The organism is Mycobacterium sp., assembly GCF_049683935.1.
Classification (GTDB): Bacteria; Actinomycetota; Actinomycetes; order Mycobacteriales; family Mycobacteriaceae; genus Mycobacterium.
On sequence record NZ_JBAUJR010000210.1, the window covers coordinates 1 to 24,481 of the forward strand.

23 protein-coding genes are annotated in these 24,481 nt (G+C 65.5%); 5 read left to right on the forward strand and 18 right to left on the reverse strand.

The genetic code is table 11. The annotated features are described in order from the left end of the window. The 5 genes from WA965_RS11640 to WA965_RS11660 form a co-directional block, all read right to left on the reverse strand. On the reverse strand, positions 1-766 hold a 766-nt coding region (locus tag WA965_RS11640; RefSeq protein WP_526447551.1), incomplete at its 3' end, for a DUF7159 family protein. Positions 767-901: 135 nt separating this feature from the next. Further along, positions 902-1,816, reverse strand: a complete 915-nt coding sequence (locus tag WA965_RS11645; protein WP_526300896.1) for an AraC family transcriptional regulator — start codon at positions 1,814-1,816, stop codon at positions 902-904. 49 nt (positions 1,817-1,865) lie between these two features. Then, positions 1,866-2,606 (reverse strand): SDR family oxidoreductase, encoded by a 741-nt coding sequence (locus WA965_RS11650; RefSeq protein ID WP_526300890.1) that lies wholly within the window; start codon positions 2,604-2,606, stop codon positions 1,866-1,868. 87 nt (positions 2,607-2,693) lie between these two features. Continuing rightward, entirely contained in the window at positions 2,694-3,005 is a 312-nt protein-coding gene (gene usfY / locus WA965_RS11655; RefSeq protein WP_178359059.1) for a protein UsfY, read from the reverse strand. 78 nt (positions 3,006-3,083) lie between these two features. Continuing rightward, a complete protein-coding gene (locus WA965_RS11660) occupies positions 3,084-3,977 on the reverse strand; it encodes an alpha/beta fold hydrolase (RefSeq protein ID WP_526300888.1) in 894 nt (297 codons plus the stop codon). A gap of 169 nt (positions 3,978-4,146) precedes the next feature. Between WA965_RS11660 and WA965_RS11665 the strand changes: the two genes are divergently transcribed. Further along, positions 4,147-4,896 (forward strand): ion channel, encoded by a 750-nt coding sequence (locus WA965_RS11665; protein WP_526447553.1) that lies wholly within the window; start codon positions 4,147-4,149, stop codon positions 4,894-4,896. Positions 4,897-4,908: 12 nt separating this feature from the next. Here WA965_RS11665 and WA965_RS11670 read toward each other — a convergent pair whose 3' ends face one another. The 10 genes from WA965_RS11670 to WA965_RS11715 all read right to left on the reverse strand — a co-directional run bounded on the left by WA965_RS11670 (position 4,909) and on the right by WA965_RS11715 (position 16,915). Beyond that, positions 4,909-5,712, reverse strand: a complete 804-nt coding sequence (locus WA965_RS11670) for an SDR family NAD(P)-dependent oxidoreductase (RefSeq protein ID WP_526300884.1) — start codon at positions 5,710-5,712, stop codon at positions 4,909-4,911. 76 nt (positions 5,713-5,788) lie between these two features. Beyond that, positions 5,789-6,730: a sugar ABC transporter substrate-binding protein gene (locus tag WA965_RS11675; RefSeq protein WP_526300882.1), complete on the reverse strand. Its 942-nt coding sequence runs from the start codon at positions 6,728-6,730 to the stop codon at positions 5,789-5,791. A 49-nt stretch (positions 6,731-6,779) separates the two neighbouring features. Then, positions 6,780-7,841, reverse strand: coding sequence for an ABC transporter permease (locus WA965_RS11680; RefSeq protein WP_526300880.1), 1,062 nt, complete (start codon positions 7,839-7,841; stop codon positions 6,780-6,782). Continuing rightward, on the reverse strand, positions 7,841-8,860 hold the full coding sequence (locus WA965_RS11685; protein ID WP_526300878.1) for an ABC transporter permease: 1,020 nt from the start codon (positions 8,858-8,860) through the stop codon (positions 7,841-7,843). The genes WA965_RS11680 and WA965_RS11685 overlap by 1 nt, the downstream gene beginning before the upstream one ends. Beyond that, on the reverse strand, positions 8,857-10,380 hold the full coding sequence (locus tag WA965_RS11690; RefSeq protein WP_526300876.1) for a sugar ABC transporter ATP-binding protein: 1,524 nt from the start codon (positions 10,378-10,380) through the stop codon (positions 8,857-8,859). Before WA965_RS11690 ends, WA965_RS11685 begins: the two co-directional genes overlap by 4 nt. After that, positions 10,367-11,032 carry a VOC family protein gene (locus tag WA965_RS11695; protein ID WP_526447555.1) on the reverse strand — a complete coding sequence of 222 codons (666 nt, stop codon included), beginning with the start codon at positions 11,030-11,032 and terminating at the stop codon, positions 10,367-10,369. The genes WA965_RS11690 and WA965_RS11695 overlap by 14 nt, the downstream gene beginning before the upstream one ends. 338 nt (positions 11,033-11,370) lie before the next feature. After that, the gene (locus WA965_RS11700) at positions 11,371-12,063 is read right to left on the reverse strand and encodes a GntR family transcriptional regulator (protein ID WP_526300872.1); all 693 of its coding nucleotides are present in this window, start codon (positions 12,061-12,063) and stop codon (positions 11,371-11,373) included. A 54-nt stretch (positions 12,064-12,117) separates the two neighbouring features. Next, complete coding sequence (locus WA965_RS11705) at positions 12,118-13,374, reverse strand: M24 family metallopeptidase (protein WP_526300870.1); 1,257 nt, start codon at positions 13,372-13,374, stop codon at positions 12,118-12,120. Between the two features lie 50 nt (positions 13,375-13,424). Further along, positions 13,425-14,735, reverse strand: a complete 1,311-nt coding sequence (locus WA965_RS11710) for a 2-oxo acid dehydrogenase subunit E2 (protein ID WP_526300868.1) — start codon at positions 14,733-14,735, stop codon at positions 13,425-13,427. Positions 14,736-14,737: 2 nt separating this feature from the next. Continuing rightward, positions 14,738-16,915 carry an alpha-ketoacid dehydrogenase subunit alpha/beta gene (locus WA965_RS11715; protein WP_526300866.1) on the reverse strand — a complete coding sequence of 726 codons (2,178 nt, stop codon included), beginning with the start codon at positions 16,913-16,915 and terminating at the stop codon, positions 14,738-14,740. Between the two features lie 384 nt (positions 16,916-17,299). Here WA965_RS11715 and WA965_RS11720 point away from each other — a divergent pair, with 384 nt between their 5' ends. Continuing rightward, on the forward strand, positions 17,300-18,754 hold the full coding sequence (locus WA965_RS11720; protein WP_526300864.1) for an NAD-dependent succinate-semialdehyde dehydrogenase: 1,455 nt from the start codon (positions 17,300-17,302) through the stop codon (positions 18,752-18,754). A 58-nt stretch (positions 18,755-18,812) separates the two neighbouring features. Here WA965_RS11720 and WA965_RS11725 read toward each other — a convergent pair whose 3' ends face one another. Further along, positions 18,813-20,012 carry a cation:proton antiporter gene (locus WA965_RS11725; RefSeq protein WP_526300862.1) on the reverse strand — a complete coding sequence of 400 codons (1,200 nt, stop codon included), beginning with the start codon at positions 20,010-20,012 and terminating at the stop codon, positions 18,813-18,815. Between the two features lie 4 nt (positions 20,013-20,016). Beyond that, on the reverse strand, positions 20,017-20,499 hold the full coding sequence (locus WA965_RS11730; RefSeq protein ID WP_526300860.1) for a cation:proton antiporter regulatory subunit: 483 nt from the start codon (positions 20,497-20,499) through the stop codon (positions 20,017-20,019). A gap of 217 nt (positions 20,500-20,716) precedes the next feature. Between WA965_RS11730 and WA965_RS11735 the strand changes: the two genes are divergently transcribed. After that, positions 20,717-22,594, forward strand: a complete 1,878-nt coding sequence (locus WA965_RS11735; RefSeq protein WP_526300858.1) for a PQQ-dependent sugar dehydrogenase — start codon at positions 20,717-20,719, stop codon at positions 22,592-22,594. Positions 22,595-22,602: 8 nt separating this feature from the next. On the opposite strand, the gene WA965_RS11740 is transcribed toward WA965_RS11735, so the two are convergent. Beyond that, positions 22,603-23,457: a lysophospholipid acyltransferase family protein gene (locus tag WA965_RS11740; protein WP_526300856.1), complete on the reverse strand. Its 855-nt coding sequence runs from the start codon at positions 23,455-23,457 to the stop codon at positions 22,603-22,605. 73 nt (positions 23,458-23,530) lie between these two features. Between WA965_RS11740 and WA965_RS11745 the strand changes: the two genes are divergently transcribed. Then, on the forward strand, positions 23,531-24,100 hold the full coding sequence (locus tag WA965_RS11745) for a TetR/AcrR family transcriptional regulator (RefSeq protein WP_526300854.1): 570 nt from the start codon (positions 23,531-23,533) through the stop codon (positions 24,098-24,100). Between the two features lie 109 nt (positions 24,101-24,209). Further along, positions 24,210-24,470, forward strand: a complete 261-nt coding sequence (locus tag WA965_RS11750) for a hypothetical protein (protein WP_526300894.1) — start codon at positions 24,210-24,212, stop codon at positions 24,468-24,470. The last annotated feature ends 11 nt before the right edge of the window (positions 24,471-24,481 follow it).

The following is a 24,481-nucleotide window of genomic DNA, read 5'->3' on the forward strand; positions in this document are numbered from 1 at the left end:
GCGCGGCTTCGCGCACCGGTTGCTCCGAGCGCGCCATCTGCGGTGCTACGTCGTCAGGGCTCAGCGTCATGCCCACCGCCACCGACAGCGAGACGACAAACGTCACGACCGCGGCGGCGAGCACCGAGGCCAGCGTCAACGTGGGCGAGAACTGCCGGCGTTCAGGCTCTGCCTGGGCATCGAGGAGCGACACCGCCGAGGCGGACGCCAGCGCTGCTCCCCTGGCCAGCGCGAGATCGGCCTCGTCGGCGGAGATCACGGGCGCCCGGGTGCTGCGCTCCAGCGTCGCCACCACCGCGTCGACATCGCCGGAACCGACCACAAAAACGGCATCGGGGGACAGACCCTCGACATCCACAGCGGAGGCATCCACCCGGTCGGCGATCACCCCGTCGGGGGTGACCGCGGCGACCACGGCGGAGCCCGGCTCGACGACACACACCACAACGCGGTCGTATCCGGCGATATCGGCGATGCCACGGGTCAACGCCTCGGCGGCCTCCAGATCTGAGATCGCGATGACGTTCTCCGCCTGGCGGTCGGTGAGTGCCTGCCACACGGCGCTGGCCGTGGCTTCGGCGGCACCGGTCCAGGTGAGCCCGATGGCGTGCACCCCATTGCCGGCGGCCTTGTCAAAAAGTGCGTTGAGCAGCACGTCCGCGTCGAAGGCCGTGTGAGCGTCGACAGGCAGCGACCCTCGGTCGAGAGTTTCGCCTTCGCCTGTCGTGCCTTCGACGAGCACCCAGCGCACCGATGAAGAGGTCATCGACAAACCGAGCACGAGGTTCATGGGAGCCCCCGATCTGTTTGCGATCAACCGACGACACTACCTTTTGCCGCCGTCCGATGAGGAACTCATGGTGTTGTCCCCGCTCGTGAGTGGCACGTGTTATCGGTGTGACTATCCCGAGCGTCGCGCGAACTCCGTCGGAGAAAATCCGGTGAGCCTGGTGAACGCCGTGGTGAACGCGGCGCCGGACTGGTACCCCACCCGGGCGGCCACCTGCGCGGTGGACAGGCGTTCGGTCCTGAGCAGGTCCGTGGCCAACGCGACCCGCCACCCCAGCAGGTACTGCATGGGTGGCACGCCCATGGTGCGGGTGAAGCGCTGCGCAAACACGGCGCGCGAGACCGACGCCGCCCGCGCCAGATGCTCGACGGTCCATCCGCGGGCGATGTCGGCGTGCAGTTGGTGAAGTGCCGGTGCCAGCACCGGATCGGACAGTCCGGCGATCAACCCTTTCTGCCCGCTGCCCCACTCCGGCGTCGCATGCACCCGGATCGCCTCGATCAACAGCACCTCGACGAGCCGTTGCAGGATCGCGTCCCGGCAGGCGCCGGTGGCGTCGGCCTCGTCGGCGATGAGTTCGACGAGCCGGGTCAGCCGCGATGAGCCCGGTTCGTCTCGGCGGACCAGGATGACCGGCGGCAGCAACGAGGTCAGCAGTGGCGCGTTGGCGGCGTCGAACCGGAAGTAGCCACCGAGCATCCGCATCGTGACCGGCGATGACTCGCAGCCGTGCCGGGTCTGCGTGGAGTGGTCGAGCGGGGTGAACGTCGGTTCCACATCGCCGCCGTCGCCGAGGGTGAACCCCGGCATCTCGGGCAGTAGCAGGAAGTCCCCCTGCCGCAACTCGATCGGTTCGAGGCCCTCCGGATCGAGCAGACACGAGCCCTGCAGCATCAGGCAGAACGCCGGATCGCCGTAGCGGGGTTTCCGCACGCTCCAGTCGCCGCCGCCGGTGACGATCTTCGACAGCACGGCTTCGGGGCGCAGCAGCGACATCAACAACTCCATCGGACCGGTGTCGACGATTCCGGCATCACGTGCGCCCACAGGGCAACGCTAGTGGAGCAAGGGCTGCCTAGGACTGCGCAAGTGCGACCGCATCCGCACCGGCCGGATACCGGAGCCGATCGGACGCATCGGTGGCCGCGCGATAGACGACATCGGCGACATCCTCCGGGGTGGTCACGGCCCCGGGCCGGCTGAACGAGTTCATGATCGGCGCCGCAAACGGTTGGTACGCAGGCGGTATCAGGCCTGCCATCCGCTGCGAGCCGTTGCTGGCGAACTGCGTGCCCGGGCCGTAGCCCGGTTGCACCAACTTGGCCCGCACGCCGAAGTAGTCGAGTTCGAGGGCCAGCGACGCCGTGAAACCTTCGATGGCCATCTTGCTGGCGGTGTATACCGCCGCCAGCGGCATCGCGGTCAGCGTCACGCTCGAGGTGACGTTCACGATGGCCCCCGATCGGCGTTCACGCATCTGGGGCACCACAGCCTGCGTCATGGCCATCACCCCGAAGGTGTTGGTGTCGAACAACTCTCGAGTGAGCTGCATCGACGTCGCCTCGAACGCACCGACTGCGCCGATCCCCGCGTTGTTGACGAGGACATCGATCGGACCGCTGGACTCGACGGCATGGGAGACGCTGTCCGAGTCGGTGACGTCGAGGGCGAGAACACGTAGCCGGTCCGAGCGGGGCAGCAGGTCTTCCCGCGGAGTTCGCATGGTAGCGAGGACATTCCAGCCCTCGTCGTGGAATCGGAGCGCGGTCGCCAGGCCGTAGCCCGAAGAGCAACCGGTGATCAGCACTGTGTTCATGCACAGAAGCCAACTCTGCCCGCGCGAGCGGGACAAGACGTCAGCGTCCGGATTTGTTGCGCGATCGTCTTGGGACGCGCGTGACTCCTAGCTCGCGCGCAGGTGCGACGTGCGATCCGGGTGCTCGGCATGCCACTGCCGTTCGACCCGCTTGACCCGCTGGTGTTCCAAGGTGATCAACAGTGCGCCGGCCGTGACCAGTGCCCCGGCGATCAGACCCAGGACCAATGACACGTCGCGGCTTCCGTAGGCCGTCGCCGCCACGGTGCCGGCGATCAGGACGGTGCCGAGACCGATGAGAATCAGTCCGGGCAGCCACAGCGTGTCGATGAAGGACTCACCGGCATGCGGTTGGGTTGTGCGAGCGTGATCCACCGGATCGCGATGTGCGCCTTTCATCGCATCCCCTTTCCTGGAGAGACGCCTTCCAGGCTACGCCTCTTGTGAAATACATCACAGTGACGAAGAGGTGACGTGTTACCGCCACGCCAGGATGCGTTCGGCCAGCTCGGGGCCGCAATCCTCCTGAACGAAATGGCTGCCGTTCAGCCGGGCGTGCGGTTGGCCCGCCGCACCGGGAACATGCCTGATCAGCGGCTGGTCCGCCTTGCCCAGAATGGGATCCTTGGCCCCGAACAGCGCCAGAAACGGCTTGTCCCAGCGGCCAAGCACCTCCCAGGCGGCACGGTTGGCCGGCACCGCCGGATCCTCGGGCGAAGTCGGCACCAATTGTGGGAACGCGCGCGCCCCCGCCTGGTAGCGCTTGTCGGGAAACGGGGCGTCATACCCGGCCCGGACCGCGGCGGGCACCTTGGTGACGGTCCCGGTGCCGACGATCCACCCGGCGTTGAGCCACGGCGAGTGCTTCGCGAAGGCACGCCAGATCCGAAACGCCGGCACGGCCGGACGGTCGGCGATCGGCAGGAAGCCGTTGGCCACCACCACCCGGGCGAACCGGGCACTCTGCTCGGCCACGATGCGCAACCCGATCAGCGACCCCCAGTCCTGCACGAAGACGGTGACGTCGGTCAGATCCAGCGCGTCGAACCACGACGTCACCCATTGGACGTGACGCAGGTAGGTGTAGTCGTCGATGTCGCCCGGTTTGTCGGAACGCCCGAATCCGATCAGATCCGGGGCGAGCACCCGGTGGCCCGCATCGACCAGCGGCGGAATCATGGTCCGATACAGGTAGCTCCACGTCGGCTCACCGTGCAGCAGCACGATGGGTGTGCCGTCGCGGGGCCCCTCGTCGACGTAGTGCATCCGCATCGGCGGGCTGTCGGGTGCCATGACATCGACATAGTGGGGTTCGAACGGGAAGCCCGTCAGGTCGGCGAACCGGGAGTCGGGAGTGCGCAGGACGTCCATGACTCACCGACGCTAATCGGATTCGACGACGGTGGCGCGGGTTTGACATTGCCGGTCGGTACCGTGGAGCAGACCTCTGGCGCCGAACGTGCTCGTGCTGTTGGTAGCGGCGCGCTGTACCGACCACCGACGCACTCTCGGCGAGTTTCTTCGAAAGGTGTGCTGCTCGATGGGTTCAGCCGAGCGTCTCGAACGGTGGGAGTCCCGCAGCGAATGGGTGCTGGCGGGGGTGGCCGTCGTGTTCCTCGTCGCATACTCCGTCCAGGTGCTTGCCAACCCCGGCCGCGGGCTGACGAACCTGCTCAACGGTGCGATGTCGCTGCTGTACCTGGTGTTCGTCGTGGACTACCTCGTCCGGTTGTCGCTGGCGCCGCACCGCGTGCGCTGGTTCTTCCGGCACCTGCTCGACCTGGCCATCGTCGTCCTGCCGTTCCTGCGCCCGTTGCGGTTGTTGCGGCTGGTGGTGCTGGTCAAGGTGTTGCACCGAGCGGGCGGCGACGCCATCCGCGGCCGGGTCGCCGCCTACACCGCCGGTAGCGCGGTGTTGCTGGTGTACGTCGCGTCGCTGGCGATGCTGGAGACCGAACGCAACGCCCCCGATTCCACGATCACCAGTTTCGGCAATGCCGTGTGGTGGTCGATCACGACAGTGACCACCGTCGGCTACGGCGACCTGTCCCCGGTCACGGCGACGGGACGGGTGATCGCCGTGCTGCTGATGATCGGTGGAATCAGCCTCATCGGTGTCATCACCGCGACCGTGGCCTCCTGGATCGTGGAGCGGGTGTCCCAGGAGGACTCCGCCAACCGTGCCGCAACGGCCGCCCAGATCGACGATCTGCGCGAGGAGATCCGGCAGCTGTCCGCTCGAGTGCACGCTCGCGAAGACACTCGCGACGACGCGTGGTCGCCCCGCTGATGCAGACGCCGGCTATTGGATCACCATTCCGCCGTCGATCATCAACAGCTGACCGGTCATGTAGTCGCTTTCGGAGCTAGCCAGGAACGACGCGGTTCCGACGACGTCCTCGGGGTAGGAGTACCGCTTCATGAGGATCATGTTCTCCGCCAGGGAGTCCATGGACTCACCGGGCTTGTCGAACTTACCGATGGCGACCAGGTCCTTGTCGAGCTGCTCCCACAACTCGGTACGCACGACGCCGGGTCCGTAGCCGTTGACGGTGATGTTGTGCTCGATCAGCGCCTTGGCGCCACCCTTGATCATCGCCAGGACGGCGTGCTTACTGCAGCCGTAGACGACGACGTCATCGAACACCTCCCGCGACAGGATCGAACCGACGTTGATGATCTTGTAGGGGTAGTCCTGCTTGCCCTGGGCTTTCATCTGGCGTGCCGCGGCCTGCATGCAGTTCATCGTGCCCCAGGCGTTGACGTCCATGATGCTCTGCCAGTTCTGCCGTGTGATGTCGAGGAAGAACGCCGGCTTGTTGATGCCGGCATTGTTCAGCAGAACGTTGATGCTGCCGTACTTCTCCACGGTGTGCGCGACGGCGGCGGCGGCGTCTTCTTCGCTGGTGACATCGAGCCTGACGTGGGTGGCGGTGCCGCCCTTCTCCTGGATCTCCTTCGCCACTTGCGCAACGCCCTCGACGTTGACGTCGCCGAGGCACAGCTTGGCCCCTTGTTCTGCGTAGTTGTGGGCGACTGCGGCGCCCATCCCTTGTGCGGCGCCCGTGATGAGGATGTGCTTTCCGTCCAAGCGACTGGTATCCATTGCGATCCGATTCCTTCCTGGGTGGGTCATTCTGAATTACGTTGTCCAGATGAATTTTTGAATAGTGGGACTGGGGTCACCACTCCGGTGTGACGGCCGGGTCGTCTACGTTGTCCTTGGTGACGATGACCGACGGCATGAAAAAGTCCTCCTGCATCGGTCCGTTTTTCAGAACTTCGTCGGCGACCACGGCCGCGTTCCGCCCGTCCCAGACCGAGGACTGGAAGACGGTACCGTCGAGCTCGCCGGACTTGACCAGCGGGTTGCCGAGCTTGGTGTTGCCAATCGAGGTGATGTGCAGTGGCTTTGGATCGATCCCCTGCGCTTTCAGTGCGTCGATAGCGCCGGCAACCATCGTGTCGTCGGCGGCGAAGATACCCTGAATGTTGTTTGCGCCAACGGCGGTCAACATCTCCGAGGTCACCGTCTGTGAGGTGCCCTTGCTCCAGTCGCCGGGCTGCTCGGCGGCGATCGTCACGTTCGGGCACTCCTCGGCTATCGTCTCGACGAAACCCTGGCGACGATTGATGGCGGTGTAATTCCCGGTGAGGCCGTTCACCACAAGGATATTGGTGGGTTGGCCGTCGGCGAGTCCGCACATGATCGACGCGGACGCAGCGCCTTGCCCGTAGGTATCCGGACCTGAATAGCCCGCGGTGAGGTCCTTGTCCTCGGGTAACACGTCGGAGTTGGTGACAGTGACCGGAATACCGGCTTCCTTGGCTCGCACCAAGCAGGGGCGCACCGTCGACGTGACCGCCGGCCACAGAATGATGAGGTCAGGGCGTGCCGCCACGGCCACCTCGCAGTCGCTTGCCTGGGTGTCCGAATCATACTGCGAATTCGTGACAGTGACGTCGAGTCCCAGCTTGTCGACCGTCTCGTCGAAGGGCGGCAGGTAGGTCGTGCCGTAGGGCTGGTCGGTGCCCTGCGGCAGCAGCGCCCACACCTCTGGCTGTGCTTCTTCGGCACCGTCCGCGGAACTGCACCCGGAGAGGATCAGCGCCGTGACGGCCAAGCCTGCGCCTACCGCCGCAATCTGAGTCTTTCGCATGATCGTGTTGCTCCTATCTGGACTGTTGCGCTGGCGGTGGCAGTGAATCCGATTTCTCCTCAACGGAATTGGTGCGTCTTCCGAACGAAGATCGGATGTTCTGCGCCGCCGCGCGCAGGCTGGCCGGGTCGGTGACGACGGCGAGGAACAGCACCCCTCCGATGAATATCTGTTGCACGTCTTGTTGCACCGCGCCCAGTGCGAGAGCGATCTGCAGCAGACCCAGGGACAGTGCACCGATGAGGGTCCCGATGACCGAGCCCCGACCGCCGTTGAGCGCGACGCCACCGATGATCGCCGCGGCAAAGCTGGCCAACAACACCGTCGAGCCGGCGGTGGGAGTGGCTGCCGTGCGCTCCAGCGTGTTGATGACACCGGCGAGTGCAGCCACGAACCCGGAAATCATGAAGCCGGTGAAGATGCGCCGCGTCACCGGGATGCCGGCGTCCTTGGCAGCCTGCCGGTTGCCCCCCACCGCGTAGAACTCGCGACCGGCCCGCATCCGGGTGAGGAAGACGTGCAGGCACACGAAGACGAGGATGAAGATGAGGACCCTGGGGGTCAGCGGCCCGATGAGCGGGGCACCGAATGAGATGCCTGCCTCGATGTCGTCGAGGCGTACGGGTTGCTCGTCGGAGAGCACGAGGGCCAGGCCGCGCAGGGCGAACAGCATGCCCAACGTCGCGATGAACGAGTTGATGCCCACCACGACGACAAAGAACGCGTTGATCGCTCCGACCAGCAGACCGACTCCGAGGGCCGCCAGGATGCCCAGCGCCAGGTTGGGAATCATCGCCATGACGACCCCGGCCACGGCCAGGGTGCTGGCCACGCTCAGATCGAGTTCGCCCATCAGGATGACTGCGGTCAGGCCGAGCGCCACCAGGCCGATGAGCGCGACGCGTCCCAGAGTGGCGGGGTAGGCGGTGAACACGCCCGGTTGGAAGAGAAGCGACCCGATGACGACGACCACCAGGAGGATGACGCCTCGGCCCTCTGTGCGACGGCTGACGACCGCTCGTAGTCGATCGGTAGCGCTGCTGGGTGAATGTTCCTGCGTCTGGAGGCTAGTCATCACTTGCCCACCCTTCTTGCGATTGCATCGATGGACACGGCGAGCACGATCAGCACTCCGATGGCCACCTGCTGCCAGCCGTAGCCGATATTGGAGAGGACCAGGATGTTGGTGAGCACGCTGACGAAGATCACACCGAGCACGGTCCGCAGCACGCTGCCGCGACCACCGAAGACGCTGGTGCCGCCGATGATGATCGCCGCCAGCGCACCGAAGTCGAAGCCCTGCGAGATCGTCGAGACCGCAGTATTGGAGAACGCCGCGAGTACGAAGCCCGCCACCATGGCCGACAGCGACGTGATCACGAACGCGCCGAGGACGACGCGCGAGGTGGCGATGCCCGCCAATCGGGTCGCTTCCTTGTTGGAGCCGTAGGCCCGGACCGCGAAGCCGAAACCGGTGCGGTTCAACACAAATGCCAGGAGCACGGCCATGAGGACCAGCACCATGGCCGACAACGGCACGGGCCCGATCTTGATCTGGCCCAACGTCTCGATGGGACCGCCGGCCGGGCCGAAGAAGATGCTTCCACCGGAGAGCCACCGAAGGAGGCCCAAACCGATGTAGGTGGTCGCCAGCGTGACGATGACCGCATTGGCTTTGAAGTAGCCCACGGCGACACCGTTGACCACACCGTAGAGCACGGCGACGATGCCGGCGGCGGCGATCGCCGCAGGCATTCCGTAGGCATTGCTCACCCCGATGAGGATGACCGCCGAGGTGGCGACCTGCGGAACCACCGACAGGTCAAGGTAATTGCCGCTGATCACGACAAAGGTCATACCGATCGCGACGATTCCGATCGGCGCGGCCCGGTGAAACACGTCGGTGATGTTGACCACCGACGCGAAGCCGTCGACGAAGAACGCCGCACCGAGGATCAGAACCGCTGTGACAACGAAGATCCCGCGCTCGGCGATCCACTGGATCGTCCGCGCGGCCTGGGTGCTCCCGCCGGTTGGTGCGGGACTCAGCGGTTGAGCCGGGGGGCCGGGCTCCTGTGTAGCGACGTTCGTCATGCGCTTGCCACCATTCTTCCTCCGGCCGCCAGGGTCATGACGGCTTTCTCGTCGGCTTGTTCTGCGGTCAGGGTGCCGGCGACCTGACCGTCGCGGATGACGTGGATGACGTCGGACAGGTCGAGAAGCTCTGGCAGATCCGAACTCACGACGAGCACGGCGGCACCTCCGTCGGCCAGTTCGCGAACCAACCGGTGGATTTCGGCCTTGGCCCCTACGTCGACGCCGCGGGTGGGCTCGTCGAGAACGATGAGTCGCGGTTCGCGGCCGAGCCATTTGGCGATGACGACCTTCTGCTGATTGCCGCCGCTGTACTCGCCGACCGCTCGGGTGACGTCCGGCGGCCGTAGTCCCACCTTGTCGGCGAGCGCGCTGGCGAAGCCGTCGAAGGAGCCGACCTTCAGCACCCCTGACGAACTCAGCCTGCGCCGGTTGGGCAGTGCGATGTTGTCCGAGACGGTCATCGTCAACGCGAGGCCCTCGGTGCGGCGCTCCTCGGGTACGTAGGCCGCACCGTGCGCCACGGCCTCCCCGTAGTTGGTGATCCGCTTCTTCTTGCCGTCCACGGTCATCGTCACCTCGCCGGCGGACTTGGGGTCCACGCCGAGGACAGCCCGAACGAGTTCGGTGCGTCCCGCTCCCACCAAACCACCGAGACCGACGATTTCGCCGGCGCGCACCTGGAGGTCGACGTTGCGGACTTGTGGGGCGGTGATCCCGCGCGCGGACAGCACGACGTCGCCCGGGGTGGACTCACGACGGACCTCGAGGTCGAGTTTGAGTTCCCTGCCGACCATCTTGGTGACGAGGTCTTCGGGATTGGTGTCGTCGATGGGCATCGTGTCGACCAGAGCCCCGTCTCTGAGCACGCTCACCCGATTGCAGATCCTGAAGATCTCGGGAAGTCGGTGCGAGATGTACACGACGGACATGCCACGCCCGGCCAGTCGCTGCAGCATCGCCAGCAGATAGTCGGTCTCGGCTGGGGTCAGCGACGCGGTGGGTTCGTCCATGATGAGCACCCGCGGCTTGCGGGCGATCGCACGGGCGATCTCGACGAACTGCCGAAGTGCCACCGACAGCCGGGAGACCGGCTCGTTCAAGTCGATCGGTACGCCGATCTCCTCGAGGGTTTCCTTGGCCACGGCCTTGAGCTTCTTGGTTTCGGTGAACCCGCCGCTCGTCGGGAACGAACCGAGCATGATGTTCTCCGCCACCGTCATCTCAGGGATGAGATTCAGTTCCTGGTGGACGATCGCGATGCCGGCTTCCAGCGCCGACTTGGCACCATCAAGGGTCTTTCCGAGAACCCGGACCTCGCCGGAGTCGGGGGTGTACAGCCCCGCCAGCATGCGCATGAGGGTGGACTTGCCGGCGCCGTTCTCACCGATGAGGCCGTAGATCTCGCCTTCTCGGACCGAGACGCTGACGTCGTTGACTGCGGTGACTCCGCCGAATTTCTTCACCACGGAGTCCGCCTCGATGACGACGGGTGCCGCTTCGACTTCACTTCGTTCCATGCTGCTCACCTCGATTGTTGTGCTGGCTCGGCGACGAAGATGACGCGGCCGAGGGGCGGATTTCCTCGCGGGCTGCCGGTGCCGGGACCGAGTGCTGCGTGTCGTGCTCGAGGTACCAGGCCCTGCCGTTGGGATAGGACACGAGTTCGAACTGGGCTCCCCAGGGAGCGAGGAAGTAGACCCAACGCTGTCCGGTGTGCGGACCGACGCTGGTGGTAGGTGAACCCAGTACCTCCACGTGGCGTTGGCGCAGGAACTCCACGGCGGCGTCGAGGTCGTCGACGTAGAACGCGATGTGGTGTCCACCGACGTCGCTGTTGCGCGGCGGCTTCACATCCTGATCGGGAGACGAATACTCGAAGACTTCGAGAACGGGATTGGCGCCACAGCGGAAGAATCGGATGGTGCGGGCGACCGCCCGCGGGTGGACGTTGAGATGGTCGGTCATCCAGGAGCCGTCGGCATCCTGCAGCGGTCCGAGTGTGTAGAGGTGCTCGCACCCGATGACGTCCACGAGGAACCGGGTCGCCTCTTCGATGTCGGGAACGGTGATGCCGACGTGATCGAGTCCAGTCAGACCGGGCAACCCGTGGCGGGGCGCGGCGCCGGGGGCACCGGCGATCTCACGACCTTCTGGGGCAGTCTGCGCCATCCTGTAAGACCTTTACTTCGAGTTCAATGGATCCAATTAAACGATCCCCTGTGATCCACGACACTAAGCCATCTCGCGCTCAGCTGTCAACGTTCCAGACGGGGTTTTGGATCCTAAAGTCACCGCAATCGATTGCGGTCCTCGGAAAAGTCTCCCATTAGGCCGAAAATGGATCCGATATGGGAAGAGTGACGCTGTCGCCCCTTTTACGGACCGGGCAGCACCGTACGACGGCCTGCCTAGCCGGACCGCTGGATGCAGATCCTATGGATCCAGAAACGCGCTCTGGTTGTCCACGAGTCGCCGACGGCCCGAAGTTCCGCCCACCCCTGGGACTTCTACACCTGGGACCCGAAGATCTCGGGATGACGGTCCAACTCGATGCGCGTCCTTCTGATGTGACCGCTGAGGTAGCGCCCCGCGTCGGTCGGATCACGGCGCTCGATGGCGTCCAGGATGAGCCGATGCTCAGCGTTGACGATCCAACGTCGCGACTGTCCGCTCACCAGCATGAACTCCCGGCGATAGTGCTGGGTGCAGTTCCACAACCGCAAAATACTCGCGTTCAACTGTTCGATCCCGCAGCCCGCATAACTCAGCAGATGGAAATCCCGGTCCAGATCGATGAACTCTTCGACATCGTCGGTCGCCTCGATTCGAGCGTGGATGTCCTCGAGCCGCCGGATGTCGGCGCCTGACAGCACCAGCAAGCTCTCCGAGATTGCCAGCGGCTCTAGCTGTTCGCGCATCCGATAGAGCATGTCCACTTGGTGCATGTCGAGCAACGGCACCCGGGCACCGCGGTTGACGAGGTTCTCGGTGAGTCCCTCGAGCTCCAACATTCGCAGTGCCTCGCGCACGGGAAGCCGGCTGGCGCCGAGGCGCGCGGCGACGTCCTCCTGCCGGATACGTTCTCCGGGTTTGATCGTGCCGCGCAGAATGGCTTCGCGTAGATGGGCTGCGACCCTCTCACTGGCGGCCAGAACCCGGTCAGGGTCAGCGGCTACGCTCTCGGTCGATCCGTCACTCACGTCGTGCCCCCACTCATCGGTCCACGCAGCCTATCGGCGTTCGCGCAATCGGCTTTACGTGGTGGAGTACGGATTCGCGACGAACAACTCGTGGGCGGGGAAGCGAGTCAGCACCTCGGGACCGTTTTCGGTGAGCACGATCTCTTCCTCGATACGGGCGGCTGAGTGGCCGTCTGAGGCCGGGCAGTAGGTTTCGAGCGCAAACACCATCCCCACCTCGAGCTCGACCGGCTCCTTCATCGAGTTGAGGCGCGAGATGATGGGCCGCTCATGCAGGCCGAGGCCGAGGCCGTGAGCGAACTGGAGCCCGAACGCCTCCATTTCGTTGGCGAACCCGAACTCTTCGGCCTTCGGCAGCAATGCCGCGACTTCGTCGGTCCCGATGCCGGCGCCCAGCCCGTCGATGCCCTTGTCCATCCACTCGCGGGCCTTCTTGTAGGCGTCCCGCTGCGCGGGTGTCGCGCTGCCGACTCCGAACGTGCGGTAGTAGCAGGTTCGGTATCCGTTGTAGCTGTGGATGATGTCGAAGAACGCCTGGTCCCCGGGACGGATGAGACGGTCGGTGAAGTTGTGCGGATGCGGGTTGCACCGCTCCCCGGAGATCGCGTTGACCGCCTCGACCTGGTCTGACCCCATCTCGTAGAGCCGCTTGTTGGCCAGCGCGACGATCTCGTTCTCACGGACGCCGGGCTTGAGTGCCTCGACGATGTCCTGGTACACGCCGTCGACCATTGCCGCGGCCTGTGACAGCAGCAGAATCTCATCGTGCGACTTGATGCACCGTGCGTCCTGCATGGACTGTTGAGCGTCGAGCACCTTCAGCCCCTGGCGCTGCATTTCGAACAGGAAGGGCGGCTCCACGATGTCCAAACCGACCGGCATGTCGGCGACGCCGGCCTCGTGGAGCATGGACTTGATCTCGGCGACCGCGGACTCCATCAATCCCGCAGTCGGCGCGACCGCCCCACGGAAGCCGAGGAAGCCGGCCCGGTAATTGTCGTCAGGAACCCACTTCGAGTAGATCTTGTGGTGCTTCACCGCAGAACCGAAGTCCCACAGGACCGGGTCCTTGCCGCGTACCAGAAGCGCGTAACGGATCATCTTGTCGCCGAGGGCTCCGCCGACCCAGGTCTGGGTGGTGTAGCGGATGTTGTAGAAGTCGAACAGCAGGAAAGCCCCGCACTCACTGGCCTCCAGCGCCGCCTTCGCCCGCCCGAGCCGGTAGGAACGCAACCGCGCGAAATCCACTCGCTCCTCGTAGTCCACGGACATGTGCCCGGGCGCGCCAATCGTCTGGGTGTACGCATTCATCGCCAAACCTCCGTCTCGAACCGAGTCAATCTTCATGGTGTCGTACGACCTCAGATCAAGATCTGCAAAGGACTGCGCACAACGTCGAGGAATGCAGCCATCCACTCCGCGGCGACGGCGCCGTCGACCGGGCGGTGATCCACCGACAACGTCACCTTGAGCACCGAGGCGACCGCGAGTTCACCCTCGTGTACCACCGCCTCGGGACGGGCTGCTCCGACCGCCAGGATCGCTGCGTGCGGCGGATTGATGATCGCGGAGAACTCCTCGGTGCCGAACATTCCGAGGTTGGAGACGCTCATCGAACCGCCCACGAGTTCGTCCTGCTTGAGCTTGCCGTCGCGCGCCCGCTCGGCAAGATCTCGAGTATCGGAGGCAACCGCGGCGATGCCACGGCGTGCGACGTCGCGCACGACCGGTGTCATCAGCCCGCGGTCGGACGCGACGGCCACCGCGATGTCCACGGTGTCGAAGGTGCGCACCGCGTCATCGAGCCAGATGACGTTCATGGCCGGCACCAGAACATGGGCTCTCGCAGCAGCCTTGACGATCAGGTCATTCACCGAAATCTTCACGCCGACGGACTCGTTGAGTGTCTTTCGTAACGCCAACAGCTCGTCGACCTCCGCGCTGCCACGAACATAAAAATGCGGCGCCGTTTGCACGCTCTGGGTGAGTCGCGACGCGATCGCTCTGCGCATCCGCGAATGCGGGGCGTCGGTGTAACCGGACTGCGGCGACGGGGCCGCCGTAGGCGCGGGGTCCGGAGAGTCGGCGACAGCCTGCGGGGATGGCTGTTGTGGCTGCCTCGATTCTGCGGCAAGCAGATCGGCGACGTCGCGCTTGACGATTCGACCGTTGGGCCCCGAGCCTGCGACCCCGCTCAGATCGAGTTCGGCCTCCCGCGCGAGGCGGCGGACCAGCGGCGTGACGAACAGCCGCTCGCCGTCGCCGCCACGATATCGATCCCCATCGGATGTCGAATTCGTCTCAGCGCCGGCGGAATCCGACTCGTCGGCCGCAGTGTCCACCGGCAGATCCGCCGTGTCGGCGTCACCGAAGTTCTCCTCGGCGCTCACACCGAGGTCACGCAGCGCCTGGTCCAGGTCGGATACCTTCTCCCCCGGGTGACCGGTCAGGGCGATCGGCGCGCCCACCTCGACCGTGGCTCCGGGCGCCACCAGGTATTTCAGTATGACGCCGGCCGCTTCGGCTTCGATGTCCACATTGGCCTTGTCGGTTTCGACAGTGGCAATCGGCTCTTCCTGGGCGAATTCGGCGTTCTCGGCGACCTGCCATTCGGACAGGATCGCGTCCGTCGCGTTGGCGGCGACGCCGGGCATTCTGAGCAGTGCAGGCATATTCAGGCCTCCGTGACTTCGGCGAGCTTGTCGGAGATCTCCTCGGACTGCGCGATCGCAGCGCGTTCGAGGACTTTGCTGATGCTGGGTGACGCCTCGCCCCCGGTGACCCGTTCCACGGGATGGTCGAGCCAATCGAACAAGCGGCGCTGGATTTCGTCGGCCAGCCACCCGCCGTAAGACGTGCCGACGGGGCCCTGCTCGGCGATGATCACCCGGTTGGTCTTGCGCACGCTGGCTTCGATGGTCTCCCAGTCGAGCGACGCCCTATCGAGCCAGCGGAGATCGATCAGATCGGCGTCATAGTCGCCGTCGGTGATCGCCTGCAGGCAGTAATTGGTCATGGCGAGGTAGGAAATCACCGTGACCTGGGAGCCGGTATGTCTGAGCGCGGCCTTGCCGACGGGCAGGTGGTAGTCGAAGTCGTCGGCCGGCGCTTCGCCCTTGATGTTGTACAGGTCGACGTGTTCGAGAACCACCACCGGATCCTTGCAGGTCAGTGCCGTATTCATCAGGCCTACGTAGTCGAAGGCAGTTGATGGCGCCACGATGCGCCAGCCAGGCTGGGTGGCGAAGACGCCCGCGGGATCCATCGAGTGCTGGGAGCCGTAACCGGTGCCCATGGCGACCTTGCTGCGCAACACCAGTGGGACGTCGTTGTCCCCGCCGAACATGTGCCGCGCCTTCCCGATCTGGTTGAACAGCTGATCGGCTGCCACCCACATGAAGTCGGCGTACATGAACTCGACGATCGGGGTGTAGCGGCCGTCGAGAGCCATACCACCGCCGAGACCGGTGAAGGCGTTCTCACTGATCGGCGTTCCCAAGGTTCGATCGGGGAACCGTTCGGGCAGACCCCGGGTGGCACCGTTGGTGCCTCCGTTGAGACGGTGGATGTCCTCCCCCATGATGACCACCGAAGGGTCGGTCTCCATGCGTCGGTTGAGCACCGCTGCAATGGATTCCACGAATTTTGACTCTGTGACCGCACCGCCGAACGTGTCACGGTCGGTGAACGTGATCTCGTCGAACTCGGAGAGGTCGCCACGCACCCCGACGTTCACGAAGTTCGGATCCGGCCACTCGTCGGGCTTGATCCGCCGCTTTCCGGGCTTACCTCCCGGAACCGGTTCGAGGATGGCGTCTCCGAGTTCGGCCATCATGGTCTTGGCCCGATCGACGGTCTTCTCGATGGCCGACGAGTCGAGAATCTCGCGACGCTCCAGGTGGGCGGAGAGCTGTTTGATCGTGTCGCGGTCGCGGTATGCCTTCTCCTCATCCTTGGTCCGGTAGCCGAACGCGCTACCGGGGAAGGCGCCGTTCTGATGAAAGTAGCGGTAGACGTCGACCTCGACGATCGTCGGCCCGTTGCCCGCCCGCATGTGCTCGCACGCTTCCTGCATCGCGAGGTAGGTCGCGAGCACGTCCATGCCGTCGACCTTCCAACTGGCGATGTTGAAGCCCAGCCCGCGCGCCGAGAGACGCGGTTCGCCGGTTGACTCCTCCACGTTGGTGGACACCGCGTAGCGGTTGTTCTCGATGAAGAAGCACAGGGGCAACTTCCACGCCGACGCGAGGTTCATCGTTTCCAGCGTCGATCCGATGTTGATGGCGCCGTCACCGAAGTAGGTGACCGCGACGGCATCGCTGCCGCTGTGCCGGTTGGCCCAGGCGTACCCCGCCGCGAGGGGGACGCCACCGCCGACGATCGCGTTGGTCCCGATGGCGCCGGCCTCCCTCCACTGCAGATGCATCGAGCCACCCCGCCCGCGACAGAAGCCGCGCGACAGGCCGCAGATCTCGGCGAGGCTGCGCAACATCACCGTGCGGATGTCATCGCCGAAATCCGCGGTCGGGTCGATGCCTTCCGCGGCGATGTGATGAAGCGCCTTGGCCAGGAACTGGTGATGCCCACGGTGGGATCCATTGACGGAATCGGCAGTGGTCAACGACAGCACCGAACCGACCGCACCGCCCTCCTGTCCGATGGACGAGTGAGCAGGGCCGTGAATGAGTCCCTGGCCCGCCACGTCGAGGACGTACTCCTCGAATGACCGGATGAGGATCAGTTGGCTGAGCATGGTCTTCAGCAGCTGCGGATCGGCGGAATCCCAGTCTTCGACCGTGGTCGCGATCTCCACCCACGGGGCGGCCGGGTGCAGCGGGGTATGCGTACTCACACGAATCTCTCCCAAGGTTTTCGGCTGAGGCGTCCGTCACACCGTATCAGGAGTATGGATCCATTCCAAGGCGGCAATTCTACGAACATCGTCTATCCGCCCCATTCGGTCACCTACATTGGCTCCATTTTTCGCCGACCGGTGTCGCTGGTTGCGGCTGGAGAACGGCATGCCCATCCAACTGGACATATTGGAGCCATTGCAGGTGGCGACGACGGAAAAACCGTTGGAATGTTCGTAACCTTCGTTGAAATGGATCCATCTGATCGCTATGGTGTGACGGTCACCTCAGTCGAGATCCTCGGGGGTCAGACAACTGAGTCCCCGACACACCTCGACAACATTCGGAAATCACACCCGCCAGATCTCCTGATCGGAATCGTCATGACCACGTTTGCCAGCCCGACCGTCATCCCGAACAAGCTGTACATCGCCGGCGCCTGGCGCGACGCGAGCAGCGGCAACAGCTTCGACGTCCTCGACCCGTCCAGCGGCCAGGTCATCACGTCGGTCGCCGACGCAACCATCGATGATTCGAAGGCAGCCGTTGATGCGGCCGAGGCGGCGGGAACCGCGTGGGCAGCCACCGCACCCCGCACCCGAGCCGCGATTCTGCTGCGGGCCTACGAAGTCATGATGGAGCGCAGCGACGAACTCGCAGCGCTGATCGTGCGAGAAAACGGCAAGGCATGGGCCGACGCTCAGGGAGAGGTGGCCTACGCTGCCGAGTTCTTCCGCTGGTACGCAGAGGAAACGCCCCGGATCGGCGGGCAATTGCAGACCGCCCCCAACGGCGAGAAGCGCATCATGGTCATCCACCAGCCCATCGGCACCGCCGTGCTGGTCACACCGTGGAACTTCCCCGCCGCCATGGCGACCCGCAAGATCGCCCCGGCGCTGGCGGCGGGTTGTCCCGTCGTGCTCAAGCCTGCTGCCGAAACGCCGTTGACCGCGTTGGTCATTGCGCAGATCCTGGCCGACGTCGGGCTGCCGGACGGCGTTGTCAACGTGGTTCCGACCAAGCGCGCCTCCGACGTCGTGGGAGCCATGCTCGCGCACCCCGCAACCCGCAAGTTGTCCTTCACCGGGTCCACCGAGGTGGGACGAATCCTGTTGCGCGGCGCCGCGGAGAACATCCTCAGCGTGTCGATGGAACTCGGCGGCAGCGCTCCACTGCTGGTGTTCGACGATGCCGACATCGACACCGCAATCGAGGGCGCCATGGTCGCCAAGATGCGTAACGGCGGCCAGTCGTGCATCGCCGCCAACCGACTCTTCGTTCAGGCCGGCATCTACGACGAGTTCGCCGCACGACTGTCCGCCGCCATGGCCGATATGCCCATGGGAAGCGGCCTGGACAAGTCGATGCGGGTCGGCGCGATGATCAATACGGGCGCCGTAGACGACATGACCGACCTGGTGACGCGAAGCGTCGATGCCGGCGCAACAGTGACCACCGGCGGCAAGACCGACGGCGGCCCCGGAGCGTTCTATCCCCCGACCGTCTTGACCGGCGTCGAAAGCGGGAACCCGATCCTCGACCACGAGATCTTCGGTCCCATCGCCCCGCTGGTGAAGTTCACCGCGGAGGAAGACGCCATCACGATGGCCAACACCACGCCCTTCGGGCTCGCGTCATATGTCTTCACCGCCGATCTGGAACGCGCGCTTCGCGTTTCGGAGAAGCTCCACGCCGGCATGGTGGGAATCAACCGAGGCTTGATCTCCGATCCCGCAGCGCCTTTCGGCGGGATCAAGCAGAGCGGTCTCGGCCGCGAGGGCGGGGACGAGGGGATCCACGAATTCCTCGAGACCAAGTACATCGCCGTGCAGTGGTGACCGGGGAAGTCCACGCACCTGGCCATGTGTACTCCGAGATCCGGCGGCTGAACTGCCGTCAACCGGTGTCGCTGGCTCGTGGAGAACTGCGGATGACGCGCCTGACCCGAGGTGATACCCGGCGCGGGGCGGCGCGGCCGGCGATCAGGGTGGCGACCGGACCGAGGAACGCCAGGACGAAGACGTACGGCATCGCTATGGACTCGATCATCGGGATCGATGCACCGACGAGGGCGATGATCACCAGCGAGAATTCACCCCGCACGATCAGCACGGTCCCGGCCCGCCACTGCGCCCGCAACGCGACACCCTCGCGGCGCGCGGCGTACATACCGGAGGCGATCTTGGTCGCCGCGGTGACAACCGCCAGCAGCACCGCCGCGGGCAGCATCGGGATCATCGACGCCGGTACGACCTCCAACCCGATCGCCACGAAGAACACTGCGGCGAACAGGTCGCGGAGAGGACCGAGCACCTCCCTGGCGCGCACGGCTGACTCCCCGGTGAGGGTCAGGCCCACCAGAAACGCCCCGACAGCGGCGGAGACGTGCACGTATTCGGCCAGACCCGCGACCACCAGCGCCACCCCGAGGACGCGCAGCAACAGCAACTCCGAATCCGGAGGAGCCATCAGCCGCGCGACCAGATGCCCCCAGCGGTAGGACCCGAGGAAGGCGACCGCCAAGGCCGCCATGGCGATCGCCATCCCCGCGACGGCCTGCCACCATTCGCCGCCCGCGGCCAGCACCGCCAGCAGCGGCAGATACGCGGCCATCGCAAAATCCTCGAGTACGAGCACCGCCAGCACCGCCGGGGTCTCCCTGTTGCCCAGCCGGCGCAGATCGGTCAGCAGTCGCGAGACCACGCCCGACGACGAGATGTAGGTGATGCCGGCCATCGCCAGGATGCCGACGACGTCGAGCCCCAGCAGCAATCCGGCAATCGCGCCGGGGGTTGCGTTGAACGCCAGGTCCACCCACGCCGACGGCAAATGCCTACGCATGCTGGCGGCGAACTCGCTGACCGAGAACTCCAGACCCAGCGTGAGCAGGAGCAGGACGACGCCGACCGTCGCGCCGGTCTGGATGAACTCGACCACCAACGGATCCAACGGCAATCCACCGTCGTGCAGCGCCAGACCGGCCAGCAGATACAACGGGATCGGCGACAGCGACACGCGCCGGGCGAGCGCACCCATGACCGTCAAGACGACCAACAGCAGCCCGATCTCGATCAGGAACGCGACCGAACCGTGCACCTGCTCAGCCCTTGTCGAAGATGTGCTCGACCGACGTGATGCCCTCGGCCGTTCCGATGACGACCAGGACGTCCCCGGGCTGCAGGACGTCGGCGGGTCCCGGTGACGGCAGAACCTCGTCGTCTCGCACCACCGCGACGATCGAGGCCCCGGTGCGGGTACGCACCCGGGCGTCACCGAGCGGGCGGTCGGCGTAGGGGCTGCCCGGTTCCACGGCCACCTGCCCGGCGTCAAGACCGGGAACCTCGTGGGTCAGGTCGGCGAAGCGTTCGGCGATGCGAGGGGCACCGAGGATCTGCGCCAGCGCCTCGGCCTCGTCCACACTGAGATGGAACAGGGGTTGCGCGACATCGGGGTCCTCGGCCGCGTACAGCACCACCTCGAAGTCACCTGCCCGCTTGGCGACGACGCCGATGCGGTCGCCGTCGGTGTTGTCGAACTCGTAGCGCAGACCCACTCCGGGCAGAAGCACCTCATTGACGTCCATGCCCCAATCTTGACCGATCGGCGCGCGCGGTCAGCAGCCTTGCCACACTCCGACTGACGGCGCCGGGCCTCCACCGCCACGAGTTATGACGGATTGCGTGTCTTCGTGGGAAAACAGCATGCTCGGCAAACACCGGAAATACAGTGCAAATAGCAGTGGGCAGTCGGTGGACACGAGGGAATTCGGGTTCGGGGTGCCCCGTTCGCGAGGAGGGGACATGGGGGAATCAGCAGTCGTCACGGAGGCGGACCGATCAGCGGGGGGCTACGCCCGCTACGTCGGCCGGGTCGGCGGCTTGGCGTTCGCGCTGGGGGTCGGCGCCGCGGTGCTCGCCGGGGCCGGGGCGGCCTCGGCCGACACATCTGATTCCGGCGGGGCTTCATCGAGCACCTCGGACACATCGTCGTCGGACACATCGTCGTCGGACACATCGTCGTCGGACACCGACGCGGGGCCCAGGTCGAAGTCCGGGTCGAAACGGTCGTCTGAGACGACACAAGAGTCCGAAGCATCGGAGTCAGACGCCGCCGAAGACGCTGAGACGCAGACCGACGAGGACGTCACCGACGACACGGACGACGCCGACGACGCCGACGACACCGACGAAGCCGACGAGATCGAGCCCGAGGAGGAGGACGGCGAAACCTCCTCTCTGGCAGCAGAATCCGACGTGTCGGCCGGCTCCCGGGCGGCCGATGTCGAGGAGCCGGCGTCGCCTCAGAGCATGAGCGTCGAACCGACTGCTGCCGTCGAACCCAGTCCGTGGGAGCGCTTCTTCGAGAACGAGACGCCGACTCTGGGATACAACCCGGCCGAGAACACCACCGTCGAGGGCCGCATCGAAGGTGACCTGCACCCCGAAGACGGTGACTCCACGCAGTTGACGTACACCGCGACCAGGCCGGACCACGGGACGGTGGTGATCAATCCGGACGGCACGTTCGTCTACACCCCCGGCGCGAGCTACGCCGGACAGGACAGGTTCGACGTCACGGTCAGCGATGCGCGCAGCGGGTTCCACATTCACGGCTTCGCGGGTCTGCTGAACCTGCTGTCCTTCGGGATCCTCGGAAACAGCGGGCACCGGACCACCGAGACCGTGTTCATCGGGTTCGAGCGGGCCGTCGTCGCATCCGGCCTGAACTCGCCGGTGGACTTCCGTTTCCTGCCCGACGGCCGAGTCATCGTCGCCGAAAAGGCCGGCGCGATAAGGATCGTCGAGAACGGCGCTGCCGGTGCGCCGCTGATCACCCTGCCGGTCGCCACCCTCGGCGAGCGGGGTGTCAGCGGGCTGGCCGTCGATCCCGACTTCGCCGACAACGGCCACCTCTACGTCGCGTACACCACCTCGGCGCTGCGAAATCGGTTGTCGCAGTTGACAGTCGTCGGCAATGCTGCCGGTGCCGAAGTGGTGCTACTGGAGTCGACGCTATCCGCTGCGCTCAATCATCAGGGTGGCGCACTCGGCTTCGGCCCCGATGGAAAACTCTACTGGGGGCTGGGCGACAACGGGTCCGGGGCGAACTCGCAGGACCTCACGAATCTGCACGGAAAGATCCTGCGGATCAATCCGGATGGCTCCGTGCCGTCGGACAACCCGGCCATCTCCGGTGCGCGATCCGAGATCTTCGCCTACGGTCTGCGCAACCCGTTCCGGCTGGCGTTCACCCCGAGCGGCGCGCTGCTGGTCGCCGATGTGGGGGCGGCGTCCTTCGAAGAGGTCAACCTGGTGACCGCAGGTGGCAATTACGGTTGGCCGGGCGCGGAAGGCGTCTGCGCCAGTTGCACGTCGATCGATCCGATCTACACCTACCCCCGCGGGGGTGGAGCCGCGATCACGTCAGTACTCGTTTACGACGGAACGACATTCGGTCCCGCCTACCAGAACAAGGTGTTCATCGCCGACCTGGTGCAGGGGTGGATCAAGGTGTTGACGTGCACTCCGGAATTCACCTCCTGCGGCAATCCGCAGGACTTCGATCTGCAGGCGGGCACCACTCTCGGGCTGCTGCAGGGTCCCGATGGCAACGTCTACCAGCTGACCTACTCGGGCTCGCTGGTGCGGATCGCACCTGCGGGCACTACCTCGGTGTGAGCCCCGATTCACGGCCGGCGGGCGCGGTGCCACGCCAGCGGGTTCAGCTCGCGGTAGGGATCGCTGCCGCGGATCTCCCGCAGGTCGTCGAGGACCTGCTCGAGTGACTCGCGGGTCCGCTGCTTGATCGTCGCCGCCCACGTGTCGTCGGGTACGTCGGCGGGGGTGGCGGTGCTGATGGGGGCACCGAAGCGCAGGTACATCCGCTGCGGACGGGGGATCATCGTCGGACCGATCCCCCGCATCAGCGGCATCGCCATGTCCGAGCGGCCGGAGAGTTTCTCACCGAGGCCGGCACTCACGCGTCCCCACCAGCTCTCCCGGGTGGTCAGGCTCTGGTACACGTCGTCGCCGCCGACCAGCCCGGCGGGCACGATCGGATAGTTGTATTCGGCTGCCAGACGGGCGAATCCGGCGCGTCCCTGCCAGCGCAGCGTGTACTCCTCACCTTTGAACTTGGCGATCTCGCGCCCTCCACCGGGGAACACCAGGATCGGTTCGTCGTGGCGCATCAACTCGCGGGCGGTCTCGGGTGCCCCGACCACAGCGCCGACGGCGGCAAAGAGTTCACCGGCAGGTCCGGGCATGTTCGCGAAGTTGCGGTCGGCCAGCGGCCGAACCCGGCTGCCGATCTGTCGTCGTACGAAATACGGGATCAACAACGCCTCTGACCCGGACTGGGTGTGGTTGCCCACCAACAGGAACCGCCCGTCAGCGGGAAGATTCTCCAATCCGTCGACGTAGGGACGGGAGAGGTCGACGATCGGTGCCGCTCTGTCGGCGATGACCTCCATCGCACGGCGCAGCGCCCGAACCCGTGCGGGCTGGTTCATGATTGCGTCGACGTTCACCGCAGCGGTCACGTTCTCTCCTCCTGGTCGCTCCTGTTACACCACCCTACCGAACGAACCAGTTCGTCTGGTTATGATTCTCGGCGTGAGGAGCACCACCGAGCTTCGCGGCCAGATCCTGGCGGCCGCCCGCGCCGAGTTCGCCCAGTACGGGCTGGCCGGCGGCCGGATCGACCGGATCGCCCGGAGCGCTCAGGCCAGCAAGGAACGCCTCTACGCCCACTTCCGAGACAAGGAGACGCTGTTCCGCGAAGTGGTCGCCGCCGACAATGCCGAGTTCTTCGGCGCGCTCGAGCCGCGCCCCGACGCCATCGCGGAGATGGCAGGCGACATCTACGAACTGGCCCGTCTGCACCCTGAGCACTACCGGATGATCACCTGGGCACATCTGGAAGGCGTCAGGCTCGATCCGCCGCACGCCGACGGGCAGCCCATCCCCGACCAACACATCGCCGCCATCGAAGCCGCCCAGGCCGGCGGTTACGTCGACGAGTCGTGGCAGCCCGTAGATCTGCTCGTGCTGTTGATCGGGATCGGCCTGGCGTGGATGCATCTGCCCCACCCCGACGCCGTCACCGATGATCCGGCGCTGATCGCCCATCGCCGGGCCGCGGCCGTCGAGGCCGCCGCCCGATTGATCGCCGTGGGCGGCTGAAGCAATCGAACTGTGAGGCAGCGGTGTACGGGCGTAATATTCAGGGTCTGAACAGGGTCGGGGAACCCTCGAGGAAGTCGTGCTGATGGGTACATCAATTCGTGCGGTGATGGTCGTGGCCGCTTGGTCTGCGGCACTCGCCATCGGCAGCCTGGCGTCACCAGGGATCAGCAGCGCAGCGGAGTGCGGTCCGGGAACCTTTCTCGACCCGGCCACGAACATGTGTCTGGCGGCGCCGCCGCCACCCGCTCCGCCACCACCGCCGCCTCCCCCACCTCCGCCGCCGCCGTGGAATGGCGATCCCACCCCGGGTTTCTCGATCGGCATCTGCGCGCCGATTCCGTTCGTCTCGCTGTGCACCGGCATCTGAGCGTGCTTGAT